At 45.7% G+C, this 14841-nt stretch carries 13 protein-coding genes; 11 read left to right on the top strand and 2 right to left on the bottom strand.

The window, feature by feature from the left end; all coding sequences use genetic code 11:
- Window positions 1-208: 208 nt before the first annotated feature.
- A complete protein-coding gene (locus tag ACLUWI_RS05265) occupies window positions 209-1393 on the top strand; it encodes a glycoside hydrolase family 73 protein (protein WP_412146458.1) in 1185 nt (394 codons plus the stop codon).
- 95 nt (window positions 1394-1488) lie between these two features.
- On the opposite strand, the gene ACLUWI_RS05270 is transcribed toward ACLUWI_RS05265, so the two are convergent.
- Window positions 1489-2121, bottom strand: a complete 633-nt coding sequence (locus ACLUWI_RS05270) for a deoxynucleoside kinase (protein ID WP_412146459.1) — start codon at window positions 2119-2121, stop codon at window positions 1489-1491.
- 211 nt (window positions 2122-2332) lie between these two features.
- On the opposite strand from ACLUWI_RS05270, the gene ACLUWI_RS05275 reads away from it, so the two are divergent.
- The 9 genes from ACLUWI_RS05275 (at window position 2333) to ACLUWI_RS05315 (ending at window position 12831) form a co-directional block, all read left to right on the top strand.
- Window positions 2333-2941 (top strand): hypothetical protein, encoded by a 609-nt coding sequence (locus tag ACLUWI_RS05275; protein ID WP_412146460.1) that lies wholly within the window; start codon window positions 2333-2335, stop codon window positions 2939-2941.
- A gap of 103 nt (window positions 2942-3044) precedes the next feature.
- Window positions 3045-4052 carry a ribose utilization transcriptional repressor RbsR gene (gene rbsR, locus ACLUWI_RS05280; RefSeq protein ID WP_412146461.1) on the top strand — a complete coding sequence of 336 codons (1008 nt, stop codon included), beginning with the start codon at window positions 3045-3047 and terminating at the stop codon, window positions 4050-4052.
- Window positions 4053-4170: 118 nt separating this feature from the next.
- Window positions 4171-5091 (top strand): ribokinase, encoded by a 921-nt coding sequence (gene rbsK, locus ACLUWI_RS05285; protein ID WP_412146462.1) that lies wholly within the window; start codon window positions 4171-4173, stop codon window positions 5089-5091.
- A 105-nt stretch (window positions 5092-5196) separates the two neighbouring features.
- A complete protein-coding gene (gene gtfA / locus ACLUWI_RS05290) occupies window positions 5197-6735 on the top strand; it encodes an accessory Sec system glycosyltransferase GtfA (protein WP_412146463.1) in 1539 nt (512 codons plus the stop codon).
- Window positions 6728-8056, top strand: coding sequence for an accessory Sec system glycosylation chaperone GtfB (gene gtfB, locus ACLUWI_RS05295; protein WP_412146464.1), 1329 nt, complete (start codon window positions 6728-6730; stop codon window positions 8054-8056). Before gtfA ends, gtfB begins: the two co-directional genes overlap by 8 nt.
- Before the next feature lie 23 nt (window positions 8057-8079).
- A complete protein-coding gene (locus tag ACLUWI_RS05300) occupies window positions 8080-8760 on the top strand; it encodes a CPBP family intramembrane glutamic endopeptidase (protein WP_412146465.1) in 681 nt (226 codons plus the stop codon).
- Window positions 8761-9283: 523 nt separating this feature from the next.
- On the top strand, window positions 9284-10456 hold the full coding sequence (locus ACLUWI_RS05305; RefSeq protein WP_412146466.1) for an MFS transporter: 1173 nt from the start codon (window positions 9284-9286) through the stop codon (window positions 10454-10456).
- A 414-nt stretch (window positions 10457-10870) separates the two neighbouring features.
- Window positions 10871-12190 (top strand): MFS transporter, encoded by a 1320-nt coding sequence (locus ACLUWI_RS05310; protein ID WP_412146467.1) that lies wholly within the window; start codon window positions 10871-10873, stop codon window positions 12188-12190.
- A 95-nt stretch (window positions 12191-12285) separates the two neighbouring features.
- Window positions 12286-12831, top strand: a complete 546-nt coding sequence (locus ACLUWI_RS05315) for a hypothetical protein (RefSeq protein WP_412146468.1) — start codon at window positions 12286-12288, stop codon at window positions 12829-12831.
- An 89-nt stretch (window positions 12832-12920) separates the two neighbouring features.
- Here ACLUWI_RS05315 and ACLUWI_RS05320 read toward each other — a convergent pair whose 3' ends face one another.
- On the bottom strand, window positions 12921-13529 hold the full coding sequence (locus ACLUWI_RS05320) for a cadmium resistance transporter (protein WP_412146469.1): 609 nt from the start codon (window positions 13527-13529) through the stop codon (window positions 12921-12923).
- A gap of 370 nt (window positions 13530-13899) precedes the next feature.
- Here ACLUWI_RS05320 and ACLUWI_RS05325 point away from each other — a divergent pair, with 370 nt between their 5' ends.
- On the top strand, window positions 13900-14655 hold the full coding sequence (locus ACLUWI_RS05325; RefSeq protein WP_169462543.1) for an NADPH-dependent oxidoreductase: 756 nt from the start codon (window positions 13900-13902) through the stop codon (window positions 14653-14655).
- Window positions 14656-14841: the final 186 nt, after the last annotated feature.

A 14841-nucleotide genomic window follows, 5' to 3' on the forward strand; every position in this document is an offset into this window, starting at 1 on the left:
ATGCCTGTTTAAACTGGCAAGCAATTAGGGGTTAGTTTAATTAAAAACCGCGCTGTTTCAGGCTTTTTCTAAGTCTAAGACAGCGCGGTTGCTTTATCTTGTTAATTAATTTCAGCCTGGCTCAAGAAATTGGGGCCGGCTTTTTTAGTGCCGATCAGCATTTTTTGACATATGGAATATCAAGAGCAAAAGAAAGGATGATTTCAATATGATCAAAAAACGAATCTGGCTGACGAGTCTGATAACGATGACAATGGTTTTGCAGTTGATGACACCGGCTTTGGCAGCAGGCAATGCGTCTAATGAGCGTGATTGCAAAGAACTGCCGACTGCCATCGGTTCTTCAAGTGATGATGGTATGGGGGAAGATTTTAAAAACAACTGGCTGGCAAAATGTAAAACTGCCTATCAGCAAGGCTTGCAGGATGCCATGGCAAACAAGCCACAGCTGGTACCGGATCAAGAACCGGTTAAAACAGCTTATTGTCAAGGCTTTAAAGATGGCCAGCAGCTGGTTTTAGAACATGCTGAATGGCTAAAGAGCATGCAGGAGTCGCAGCAAAATATCACACCGGCTTTGAATGATCAGACAGCCACGGACCATAGCACTGACGGCGATGAGTCAGCAGGCAATGAACAGGAATCCGATCAAGGCAATGCTCACCTGCCATCTGATCAGACGACCAGCGAACTGCCGAGCTCAAATCAGCATTACGCGCCGCTTTGTCCAACCAGGGATCAAGCTCGGTTTATCGCGCATCTGGGCCCAATCGCGCAAAAAGTTGGTCAAAAGCATGATCTTTATGCGTCGGTTCTGATCGCGCAGGCAGTCCTGGAGAGCAATTGGGGAACCAGCGAGTTAAGCCGGGTTCATCATAATCTATTCGGCATCAAAGGAACCTGGCATGGTCATGGCGTTGCAATGATGACACAGGAATGTCTCAGCGGCAAGCCAGCTATCGTCGCGGGAACCTTTAAAAGCTATACTGATGAAAAAGCATCGTTAAGCGATTATGCGGCCGTTTTGGATCAGCCGATGTATGCCGGGGTTCATCGCAGCAATGCAGCCAACTATCGATCGGCAACCAGTTTTTTAAAGGGCCGCTATGCTACGGATCCTAAGTATGATCAAAAGCTGAATCAATTAATTGAAGCCTATCAGTTGACGCGTTTTGATCATCCAATCAACCAAGCAGCCAGTTCGTCTTTTAGTCGGCCAAGCACGGATCATCGTCATCAGCAGCATCAAACGGCGGCCTTGGTTGAATCAACGAAACCCGCGCGAACAAAACAGTCGCAACCCTCCGTTCGTCAGCACACGTGGCTGCCGGTTGTCAGTGGAATTGGCAGCGTTGGTTTTTTAGAGATGCTGCGGCGAATGTATCTAAAATAAAAACCACCGCTTAGTCAATTGACTCAAACGATGGTTTTGCTATCCTAATGGCTGATCAATAGCGCCTGGTCAGCCAGCATTTAAACAAGGCTGAGTTAGCGAATCTGGGCCAGCCGCTCATCAATCATTCCCAGAACCGCGGCAACATTTTGCGGATCTTCCAGGTCGTATTTATCCAGATCGATTTTCATCTTGGGACTGGCATCGTATTCTTGATACCAGTCTTGGTAGGCGTTCCACATTTTGTAATAGTAGTCTTTAAGCTCGGGGTTGTTGTCGATCTGTTCATAGTCGCGACCCCGTTTTTTGATTCGGTAGAGAATGGTCTCAAAAGAAGTTTCTGAATAGACCATCAAATCAGGCGCTTTTTTAGGCAGCTTGTTCAAATCACTCATCATGTTGTCAAGCAGCTTTAGATAAACGTCCAGCTCCGTATCAGAGATATTGCCTTCTGCGTTGTTTTCTTTGGTAAACAGCGCGTCTTCATAGATTGAGCGATCCAGCACGTTGTTGTCATCGCTTAATGCCTGTTTGATCATGGAAAACCGCTTGTTTAAAAAGTAGATCTGCAACAGGAAGCCATACTGTTTAGGATCCTTGTAGTAAAGCGGCAATACCGGATTTTCGCCCACCGGTTCAAAAAAGGCTTTCGTGTGTAGGTGATCGGCAATCTTAGCCGTAAGCGTTGTTTTGCCGACTCCAATCATTCCTGCTGTAATAATCACCATGTTGGCCCCTCTTTACATAAAAATTCAACTTGACCATCTTACTACAAAATATAGTGTCTGCCCATAAAATAAGTCCATATTTTGTGGACGTCTGGCAGTCAAGGAAGGCCAACAAGGCATCATTTAGGCAATTGAGCGCATCAAAAAAATTTGCCGTTTATATTGGAAACAGGCAAAATAAAAATAACAATTTTTGAAGGGACGTTAAAAAATGATTGAACACATGAATGAGCAGCAGATTCGCGAGCAATTGACAATCAGCCAGCAGCAGGGAACCTTAGTCGAGGTCTATAACTTTGCTGATGATGATACCTTTAACGTTGGGTTCGTGATTGCCATGGATCCGCTGTTCGTTTTGCTGATGACTTTGGATTGGGACTGCAAGATCAATGGCTTGACGCTGATTCGTATCAAAAGCATTCATGCCGTTAGAAGCCAGACCGACTATTTAACGACCTGTTCTTATAAAAGCAAGGTAGCGCAAGAATATGGCTATTTTGACGTTTTTGGCCTGCAGCGTTTTTTGCGCGCGCATGATTTTAGTCATGTCAATTTACTTAATACGCTTTTGAAAGATTCGATTGACCATGAGCTGCCGGTAGTGATTGGCACGCAAAAATACAAGGGCCGCGATGACTTTGAAGGAATGGTGCATGAACTGACGCATATCGGCTTGACGCTGCATTATTATAACGAGCATGACCTTTCTTCACTTTGGACCTATGATATTTTACTGGCCCAGATCGACTACCTGCGGGTGCGCGGTTTTCAAGCCATGCAGACCAAAGCTATTATGGCAGGCGTTTTTCACCAAAATTAAAAAAATATTGATTTATTTTAATTATTTAAAGGTCAGCTGGTAAATATGTGGTAAACTGATTCGTAAATAGGTTTACTAATGAAACAAGAGGAAAGCACACATTATGAAACACAAAGTAACAATTCGCGATCTGGCAAAGGCTGCTGGGGTTTCGGTCACAACGGTATCGCAGATTTTAAACGGCAAGGGGCAGCGTTTCAGCCAAACTACGCAGCAACGAGTTTTGGAACTGCGCGATCAGATGAATTACGTTCCCGACTTTAACGCACGTAATCTGATCATGCGCTCATCTAAAACGATTGGCGTCTTGGTACCCAATATTGGCAATCCTTTTTTCAGTACGTTTATTCGCGGCGTGCAGGAAGCAGCTCGTCAAGCCGAGTTTATGCCGTTGATTTTTAGTGCCAATCATGAAGAAAAATTGGAGCGCTACTATCTTGGCCGCTTGATTGAACGGGCCGTTGATGGCTTGATCATTGCCAGTTCTTCAATTACTACCGATACGATTGAACAGCTGCTGAAGCCAAATGATATTCCGTATCTGTTGTTCGACCAAAACGAGGCCAATGGCGGGGACCGACTTTTGATCGATGACTATCAGGGTGGGTACTTGGCGGCTGAACACCTGGCTGGTTTGGGACATCAGCATGTGGTCAGCATCATGCCGGAAAATATGACTGACAACTTGAACCACCGGCTGCGGGGATTGATTGATGGTCTGCGTAAGCATCATGTTGATTTTAACGATCAGACCGACGTGATTTATGGCGAGTTGACTAAGCATGGCGGCTATTCGTGCACTAAGGGCGTGTTAGCGCAGCATCCAACGGCGGTTTTCGCGGCCAACGATGAAATGGCGATTGGGCTTTACCGCGGCTTGGCTGAAAATGGCGTCAGTGTTCCAAACGACATCTCTGTGGTAGGTTTTGACGATATTGATCTGGCTGAGTACGTAACGCCAAAACTAACGACGATTCAACAGCCCATCCGTGAAATCGGCGAACAGGCTACCAAGATGCTGTTTAAACGAATTCAAAACCCGGAGACAGCCGTTCAGACTTCCTACTTTGGCGTTAAATTGGTGGTCAGAGACAGCACCAAGCAGGCATAGACTTGTTTGCGCATAAGTTGATATGCTAAAATAGTGTAGTTGAGAAATACTGATTTAATAACACATAAAAGCATTTACTATTCTGCTGATTGTATTAAAACGCAAAGGAGACTTTGAAATGACGAATAAAGTTACGGTCGTTGGTAGTCTGAACGTTGATACGACGCTGCGAATCAAGCGGATGCCATTGCCTGGTGAAACACTGTCATCTGAAAGCAAGAGCAGTGCTGCTGGTGGTAAAGGGGCCAACCAGGCAGTTGCTGCGGCACGTGCCGGCGCTGACACTAAGTTTGTTGGTCGGGTCGGTAATGATCAATCGGGTCAGTTTATGATTGACTCATTAAGCGAAAACCATATCGACACGCGTTACATTACCAAGGATGACAATGCTGGGACTGGCTCGGCCACGATTCTGCTCGATGACAACGGTCAAAACAGTATTCTGGTTTATGGCGGGGCGAACCAGTGTGTTTCCCCAGCCGATGTCGATAACGCTCAAGCTGCCATTGCAAACGCCGATTTTGTGATCGCGCAGTTTGAAACGCCGCAGGAAACGACTTTGGAAGCATTTAAGCTGGCTAAGCAGCACGGCGTTAAGACAATTCTGAATCCGGCACCAGCGGCCAAGATTGACCCTGAAATCTTGAAGGTTACGGATCTGATTATTCCAAACGAAACCGAATGTGCCACGCTGACCAACGTTATCATTGCTGACGAGACTTCAATGCTTGAAGCTGCTGGTCACTTTGCCCAAATGGGTGTCAAGAATCTGATTATTACGGTCGGCAGCAAGGGTGCATTCTACTGTACGCAAAACGGCTATGACTTTGTGCCAGCCTTTAAGGTACACGCGGTTGACACAACAGCAGCCGGCGATACGTTTATTGGTGCCTTGAGCTCTCAATTAAAGCCTGACATGAGCAACATCAAAGAAGCATTGATCTTTGCTCAGCGGGCCAGCTCAATTACGGTTCAGCGGATGGGAGCTCTACCATCGATTCCTACGCTGGCTGAAATTAAAGCCGCCAGTCAAAACTAGTTAACAATCTGGCTGTTTGGCGTTACCGATGATAAAAAGCGAGATCAACGTCTTTGATGACTTGATCTCGTTTTTAATTAAGCGTTTGAAAAAAGGAGCTTAAAAATGACGGTCTATAATGTAAATCTGGGAATTGGCTGGGCCAGCAGCGGGGTTGAGTACGCGCAGGCCTACCGATCCAAAGTGTTTTCTAGCATGCAGATTCCGGCAAAGTTTATTTTTTCAGATTTGATTTTAGCTGATAACATTGCTGAATTGACGCGCAATCTGGGTTTTCGCGATCAAGACGTAATCTGGCTCTACAACTTTTTTACCGATATCAAAATTGCGCCGACGACCTATCCGCTAAGCGAGTTTAAGCGAGCACAGCATTTTGCGGAGCGCAATGTTGAGGCTACCGTGCAGAATTTCGCGGATGGCAAGCAGGTAGTCCACTATTGGCTGCCCGATGAAAACCTAAAAATCAATGTCCGCATTTATGATCTGACGACACAGGCTATTGACTACGCCGAATACGTAGTCGAATCCCAGATGGTGCGACGGGAATTTTATTCATACATAAGATACGTAACCGAATATCTCAGCGCTGGCAATCATGTCTATGCCCGTGACTTTTATAATGAGGATGGCTCGATTGCCTATCATCAATACGTTAATGGCGCAAACGAGATTTTTGAGCTGAAAGACCAGATCTTTTATTCTAAAACCGCGCTGTATGCTGAAATGATTCGTCGTTTAAAGCTTACGAATCAAGACCTGGTTATCTTGGATCGTGAAGATGGGCGGGGACTGGTCAGCGGTCAGCTTTGGTATCAGATGCATTCGCCGGCAAGACTTGGCGTTGTAGTGCATGCCGAGCATTATGATGAGCACTATACCAATCAGACGAACATTTTATGGAACAACTATTACGAGTACCAGTTTACGCATGCTGATCAGACTGACTGCTTTATCGTCTCAACGCTGGCACAAAAACGCGTCCTGGCTGCTCAAATGAAAAAGTATCAGCATCAAGCGCCACAAATTGCCGCCATTCCGGTGGGCAGCCTGACGAAACTGATGAAGATGCCTTACGAGCAGCGGCGCCGCCATTCATTGATCACGGCTTCGCGACTGGCCAATGAAAAACATGTTGACTGGTTGGTAAAAGCCGTTGTTCAAGCTAGAAAATCAATTCAAGACGTCTCTTTGGATATTTATGGTCAGGGTGCACAGCACAGTAGACTGCAGCGCTTGATTGATGAGTTGCAGGCCCAAGACTATATCAGTTTAAAAGGACAGCAGAATCTAACTGCCATCTATCAGCACTATGCTGGCTATATTGCAGCTTCAACCAGTGAAGGCTTTGGTTTGAGCTTGATGGAAGCCGTGGGGTCGGGACTGCCGATGATTGGCTTTGACGTTCCATATGGCAATCAAACGTTTATTGATCCGGATCAAAACGGCTATCGGCTGCCATATCAAGCAGAATGGCCAGAAGAGCGCAAAGTAAAAGCACTCGCGGCAGCCATCGTCAAGTTGTTCAGCGATGATCAGCGAGCGGCTGGGTTTAGTCAGAAGTCCTATGAATTGGCGCAGCCATATTTGGATGACAAGATCGCGCAAAAATGGCAAACATTGGTAAATGAGGTGCAAGATGATTAATCTGTTTGATAAGTGGGATCAAGCGACCCGTGATTTTCGACTGGCACAGCTGATTGCGCAATTAAAGCTTCCCACGGTGGTAATTCATGATGATGGTTTTTTGCCGCACGACATTCAATCGCCGCTGCAGTACTATTGTCCGCGTTCAGACGAAGGACAGCCGCTCTATTTTGATCAGATTCCGGTGCCGCGTTTTTGGCGAATCATCGGCAGCAGCCGGGGCGCGCAGATTTATGATTTGAATCATAAGCGCGCGGACGTTGTTTTTACCAAAAACGACAATACGCGGCAAGTCAAGCAGGTACGCTGGCTAAATGAGGCGGGCCAGCTGCAGTGGGTCGATGAGTATGATCGCTTTGGCCATTTGTTTGCCAAAACCAGCTGGTCAGATAATCGAGCCTGGCTCAAGCAGTTTTTTGACGAGCAGGGCCGTGTGGTGATCGAATGGCATCTAGACAACGGCAGCCTGTTTTTGAATACGCGCCAGGAATGTCGTCATTTCAAGAGTCTGCCAGATTTTGTCAGTAACTATCTGCAAAAGAGCGGTTTGGATTTGGATCGAATTTTTTATAATACGCTGAGCACTAGTTTTTTAACGACATTAAAATTGCCGGCATCAGGTCATGATACGCTGTTTTGGCATGAACCGGTTCAAAATAAGCTACCGGGCAATCTTGACTACATCTATCAAAATCAGACTCGGACACGGCATGTGATTGTCCAGGACTATCGCGTCTGGCAGAGTCGTCAAAAGTTTTTCAAAAACAATAAACATGTTGCGACCGACTATTTAGGCATCGTCTATCCGCATCCACGGGGGAACTCGCTGCGGCCTACGATCCTGATCTTGACCAATTCAGACCAGATCATGCAGTTGGAAAACCTGGTAAAGATTTTGCCGCAGTTTGATTTTCACGTTGCGGCGCTAACTGAGATGTCTGATCGTTTAATGGAAATGCAGAAATATGAAAACGTTTATCTGTATCCGGTCGTCAAGATGGATACGGCGCGAGATCTAATGAAAAAATGCGATGTTTATCTGGATATCAACCAAGGTGATGAGATTTTGGATGCCGTGCGGGCGGCGTTTGAAAATAACATGCTGATTCTGGGATTTAATGAGACAATGCATGAGCCGCGCTTCATTGCTGATGAAAATCGCTACGCCGCGGCTGAATTTGATAAAATGGCTATTAAGATCGTCCAGGCAGTCTCGCAGGCTGATGAAATGCAGCGCTTGATCGACACGCAGCGCCAGCAAGCCGGTGATGAGCCGGTCGCACGCTTTCAAGCGGGTATCGAGGCCCTGATCAACGATTGAAAAACCAATAAGGAAGTGACAGCATGCCGACTGACAGACGACCAAGCTTTCCCCGCGCTCTGCTGATTTTTTCGGCGTTTTGCATTTTGATTTTGATGCCGCCAGAAGCAGCGCGTAATATTACCGAGCATCCACGACTGACGGTTCTTTGGGTGATTTTGTATCTAGGATTTTTCGGAATAATTATTGTCTGGGGACAAAGACTGTATCATCGCTATGATCATTTTAATCACCGCTCACAAAGTTTTTTGGCCCATAGCAGAACGATTTTAGGCGGCTATTTGGCAATTGTAGCTGGCGAGATCGTTTTGGGCAATTTGAATCGGCTGATTTATCATCAAGTGCAGACGGCCAATAATCAAGCCATCATTGACACAATGAGCGGCAGTCCGATTGTTGGTGTCTTGGTCTGTTTTTCAGCCGTGTGCTTGACGCCATTTGCTGAAGAATTGATTTTTCGTGGCCTGTTTATGAATCTGTTTTTTAACACGCGTGATTTTTGGCTGCCGATTTTACTGTCGGGGCTGGTTTTTACGCTGGTGCATGCCAGCAGCAATATTATCAGTTATCTGATCTATTTTTATATGGGCTGCGTGCTGGCATACGTTTACCGTTCTACGGGCAATCTGATCAATTCAATCGGGATCCATCTAATCAATAATCTGGTTTCGATCATTTTGATTCTGCCAGCAGTAATTAAGTAGCAGTTTTTATGATCGCAGAAAAAATAATTTTTAAATGATTCTTGCAACCGCTTACAGAATATGGTATATTATAGGCGTGGAAGGATAAGAGATATATTCAGCGAAGCGCGTGATGCGGTTTCGACTGAAGCTGGTGGCTGAAGTCATCGAGTAGGCCTAGAAGCAGCGTAAGAGTGACCAGAAGCATCGGATTGTAATTGTGTGGTTACCAGCGTGCGCCAGTACTAAATAAAATAATGCAGCTTTGCGGAAGATTGAATCAAAAATGTGTTTAAGTTAAGTATGAAAATAGAATGCTTGGCGCAAAGTAGCAGATTCCTTCCCAAAGTGGCTCGTCTCAATTAAGAGGCGGGCCTTTTTGGTTGCTTAAAATTATTAATCAGCATAGAAAAAGACTATGGTCACCTAAAATCAGTAAAAAATAATCCCGTTTTTTCTACAGTTTATTGAAAATCATTATGAAAACAAGTAAACTAGCTTTTATTGTGATTTTTTAGAATATTGAAATGAGTGAAGAAGCAGAATGAATAAATATCGATTACAAGCGTTGCTGTTTGTTTTTGTAGCGTTTATGTTAGGCTGTAATGAATACATGATTGTCGGGGTCTTGCCCGACATTGCAAAAGAATTTCATGCCTCGCTTTCAGCGCTGGGGTATACGGTTACCTTGTTTGCGCTGATCTATGCTGTTTCAACGCCGATCGTAACTACCTTAGCGAGTCGTTTCAACCGATATCATGTTTTGTTGGTTTTGATGCTGGTCTTTTTTGTTGGCAATACCTGGACGGCACTGGCAACGGGATTCTGGTCATTGATTGGCTCACGAATTCTTACGGCAATGGTTGCTGGGGCAATCATTTCATTGGTGTTGGTGATGGCTAACTATGTTGCACCGCGTGATAAAAGAGCCAGTTTGGTTTCATGGGTGTTTGCCGGTTTCAGCATTGCCTCGATTATTGGCGTGCCGATTGGAACGACAATCAGTACGACATTTTCATGGCATGACAGTTTTTGGATGATTACCTGGCTGACGATAATCACTTTTATCATGCTGGTCTGGCTGGCACCACGCACGACACCGCAGGTCCGTGGCAGCCTAAGCTCTCAATTTAAACTGTTTCGAGATTCACGCGTTTTGCTGGGGGTGGTGTTTGTCGTTTTGGTATGTGCGGCTGACTATACGTTCTATACCTATGTGCGGCCGTTGCTGACCAATATGATGGGCTTTAATACGACCTGGCTTAACTGGCTTTTGTTTGGCATGGGGATCTTCTTTACGCTTGGCAACAAGTTTGGCGGCTATTTGGCTGACCATCGCGGCATTCAGTCACTGCCAAAGATCTACGTTTTGATGACGATTTGTCTGTTGGGGCTGGCGCCAAGCTTTCGCTATCGTTGGCTAGGAGTAGCCTTGATTGCCATGCTTTGTTTGATGGTGGCCTGTTATGGCTCATCAACGCAGCTGATGTTTTTAGATATTGCTGAAAAAGAATATCCACAGTCGCTTGATCTGGCATCGTCTTTAAATTCGATCTTTGCCAATATTGGCATATCCTTAGGATCGTTTACGGCTGCTGAAACAGTGCACTATCTGTCTTTGAGAAGCGTTGGCTATGTAGCCGCGGTTTATGGCGTGATGACGGTTTTGGTGATTACCGGCTTGAGTCGACGCTATCGCAATTCATACCCAGGTTGAATTTGAAGGCTGGCATGAGCAATCTGCCGGCTTTTTAGTTTGCAGGAATTTAAATTAAAATTCTCACATCGTTTTTTAATTTTATAATTGACAGTTAATAAAACTCGTGGTAAATTTAGAACATCAAAACAGAGGAGGCAGAAAAATGATGTTTGCTGAAAAAACCAGTCAATTATCCAACATTATTATTATTCGCATTATTATCTAGGTGATGCGGATCTTTTGACGTGTTCGCATCACCGTCCTCGATGATGCGAACAGTTCAGCAAATGGTTTATCTGCCAGCAGCTGACTGTTCATGAAACAGTCAGCTGCTTTTTATTTAGGGGTGATTTTTATGGAAAGCGACATTAGTGGCATTAGCGACATTAAGAAAAATAGTAAGGATACGATGAAAATAATAGGAGGATGGCTATGGAAAACGCAACAGAACGAATGATGACGAATAACAATGAAAAGTTGCAGCGAGACCCAGTTAAAACGGTAATTTTGGCATCCATGATGGGGACAGCCATTGAATTTTTTGATTTTTATGCATATGGGACGGCTTCAGCAGCCTATTTCCCTAAGGTATTTTTCCCTCAGATGACGCCACTGTTAGCTACGCTGCTGAGTCTTTTGACGTTTGGGGTCGCCTTTGTTGCACGGCCGGTTGGCTCATTTGTTTTTGGCCATTTTGGTGATCGCCTGGGTCGGAAAAAGACACTGGTCGTATCGCTCTTGGTAATGGGGGTTGCTACGGTGGCAATCGGTTTCATTCCCGGCTACCAAAGCATCGGGGTTAGCGGCGCGCTGCTGCTTTGTCTCTGCCGTTTCGTTCAAGGAATCGGTCTGGGCGGTGAATGGTCCGGGGCTGTTTTGGTCGCAACGGAAAATGCCCCAGCCGACAAGCGGGCGCTTTATGGAGCCTTTCCTGAAGTCGGGGCACCAATCGGCTTTTTCATCTGCAATGGCTTGTTCTACTTCTTGGAAAAAATGCTGACCCCAGCCCAGATGATGAGCTTTGGCTGGCGGGTGCCTTTCTGGGCCTCATCCGTTTTGGTCGTAATCGGTCTCTACGTTCGGCACCGTCTGCAGGAAACGCCGCTGTTTAAGCTGGCTCAGGAACGCGACAATACGACGCGCTCGCCTTTAAAGGAAGTCTTTAAGGAAAACTGGCGAGAGATCTTGAAAGGCACCTTTTTGATGGGCGCTACCTATGCAATGTTCTTTACGCTAACGACGTGGTCACTTTCCTTTGCTACGACAGCATTAGGCTTTAGTCATTCTGAATTCTTGCTGCTGTTGATGGCGGCGATCGTTGAGTTTGCCGTATTGATCATGACCACTTCAGTCCTGGCTGACAAAGTTGGACGCAAGAAGGTTTTGATGACGGCCTCGGTTGCCTTGGTTGTGTTCTCATTGGTCTTCCCATACTTCTTGGAGGGTCAGCACAATATGGTCGGCATGCTGCTGTTCTTAGGCCTGGGATTTGTGGTAATGGGGACGCTGTATGGTCCAGTCGGTGCGGTTTTGCCAGAGCTTTTCCCGACTAAGGTTCGCTATTCCGGTGCTGGGATCACCTATAATCTGGCCGCAGTTGTTGGGGCAGCCGTTGCGCCAACCATCACAACTTGGCTGATCGCTACGTTTGGCTTGCACTATGCCGGGATGTACATGTTTGTCTTGGCAGTGGTTTCGGTGGTTGCCTGGGCACTGACGCCAGAAACCAAGAATGTTGACTACACGAAATAATGCTTTAGTGAAGTGAAAAGGCATCGCCAAAAATGACGGTGCCTTTTTTATGTTAAGATTAAAAAGATCAATTAAAGCAATTAAGGAAGAGTCTCATGAACAATTGGCAGACGTTTTATTCAGCAGCTCAACAAGCGGAGATTCAATCAAAGCATCAGCGCGGAATTGGTTTTCCGGCTGAACTTTATCAACGGGCGCTCAAAGCTGGCAAATTTATTCCTCATTACCAGCGCATCAAGGCTTGTCAACAGGCACAGCTGCCGCTTTTGACTGAAGATATTCAGAATCTGACGGCAGTGTTCAATCATCAGCCCCTTGCCAGCCCTGCTACTGGTTCAACAAAGCGGCGTCAGCGAACCAAGCACAGAACAAGACAGCCTGTGGCTACCAAAGCTAAGGCTACTGCCAAGATTGGCGCTAAAAAACAGCTGCAAGGTATGCTGAAGCGTTACGACAGTCTGGTTGCCAGCGCGGAGGAAATCGGCGTAATGCAGTTTGAAAAGCACCGCCGCTATCGAAATCGTGCTTTTGAGATTCTTAATAATCCGGACGCAACGACGGCAGCCATGCATCGCCAGGTAAACTATCTGGAAGGGCAGATTCAGCGCTTGGAAGAACGCATGCAGCAGCGAATGTTTTAGTCGCAGTGGAGAAGCTTCAGTCGTTCACTAAAAACGAATCCAATTAAAAAGGGCATGCTACCACTTTTAAAGCGGAGCATGCCTTTTAGTCAGTAAAAATAGGCCAATAAATGAGTTAACGTGCCGCATTCATAAAGAAGATAGCCGCCAAGGCCAAGATAAATCAATGCGCTGATTTGATTGCCATGCTTTTCTAAAATGCCGGTTATTACAGGAAGATGAGTCAAAACCAATGCAAAGAAAAATACAATGATCAGCATTAATGCAAAGGTCAGCAGCGTAGCATAGACTGCTTTAGGAGTCGTCATGGCGGCAAAAAGCGGCGTATAGATGCCGAGATTATCGGCACTGCACGATGTAACCGTGAGTAAGGCGACGTAACTGCTTAACTTGAAGCCGGTTAAGCCAGTTTGAATGTCTTGATCGTCGTCATCATTGGAAAAGAGTAATCGGCAGCCAAAATATAGTGGAATGATGCCTAAAAGGCCCAGTATCCATTCTGACGGGATGGTATGCAGGATTAGTCCCAAGATCAAAGAACAGCTTACCAGAATGATAACGCCGATTACATTGCCAAATAGAATATAGCGGTATTTTCGGGGCGCCTTGCTTTGCGCAAAAAAGGCCACTAAGAAGCCAAGATAGTCCAGATTCGTCGAAAGATAGGCAGTTACGGCCGAGATGATTGTATTGAACATAAAAAACTTCCTTGTCGATTAATTAAGGTCGGTTGCTTTAACCATGTGGCAAGTCTGATGATTGTCAACGGGTGGCCAATATTGATAATGATAAACAAGTTGACAATTGTAGTCAATTTGGTTTCGCCAAGCTTTAATTTATTGCTTGGATGATTTCTGATCTAATGATGTCAAGGGACGTAAGCAGGCGAATGGCCGTGGCATCCTATTGATTCTTCAATCGCAGCAATGTCGATGAAGAGCGAAAGATTTATGACTCGGCCGATCAAAGTTAAGAATGTAATTGAGCTGAGAGAAAAAATTGCACTTGAACAATAACTGCATTGGCGTTAAAGTGTAGAGAACCTCTTACAAAAAGGAAGTTGAAAGCATGATTCATAACTTTACCATCGACCACCAATTGAATCACCGTACGATTCGCAAGTTTAAAGACCAGCCGCTGACTGATGAGCAGTTGACAACGCTGTTTGAAGTTGCTCGTCAGACCGCCAGCAGTGAGTTTTTACAGCAGATGACGATTATTCGAGTAACCGATCCGCAAAAACGGGCCGTGATTCGCGCGGTCAGCACCCAGCCATATGTTGGAGCGGCAGGCGAATTGCTGATGTTTATCACTGATCTGCACCGTAATGAGCTGATCCGGCACCATCAGGGAAATTTTGACGATCGTCGTATTGAAAAAACCGAGATGTTTCTGCAGGCCTATGAAGATACCGTGCTAGCCGTGCAAAACGTTTTGATCGCCGCGGAAAGCATGGGGCTGGGCGGCGTGATTCTAGGGTCGATTCAAAATGAGCCCGCTAAGATTATTAATACGCTGCACTTGCCTAAGCATACTTTCCCAACGCTGGGCCTGCAGCTTGGGGTGCCGGATCAAGAACCGCAGCTGAAGCCTAGACTGCCATTGAATAAGATCGTTTTTGAAAATGAGTATCAAGATATTGATCCAGCCAGTCTTAAGGATTATGACCAAATTGTAAATACCTATTATGATTTGCGCGATACCAGTCGCCGTATTGACACGTTTACCGATCAGGTCAATGGCGCGAAGTTGAATGGCACGCCACAGGTTCGCGATCAGATTGCTCAAGCACTGCATGATCAAAAACTGTGCCTGGACCTATAAGTTATTCCGCATCGTTGAAAATAGTGGGGGAATTCGCTATGATCAAACTATAAGGGGGCGGTCAGATGCCTGAATGGTTTGAAAAGACAATGCGGATCATAGTATTGGGAATCTTTGTGTTTGGTATCATCTGGTTTGGCTACCTGATTTTGGTGAAGGTCAGTGGTCAATGACCAACATGAGTAA

Origin of the sequence: Limosilactobacillus mucosae, assembly GCF_046939755.1 — a bacterium.
Taxonomy (GTDB): Bacteria; Bacillota; Bacilli; order Lactobacillales; family Lactobacillaceae; genus Limosilactobacillus; species Limosilactobacillus mucosae_A.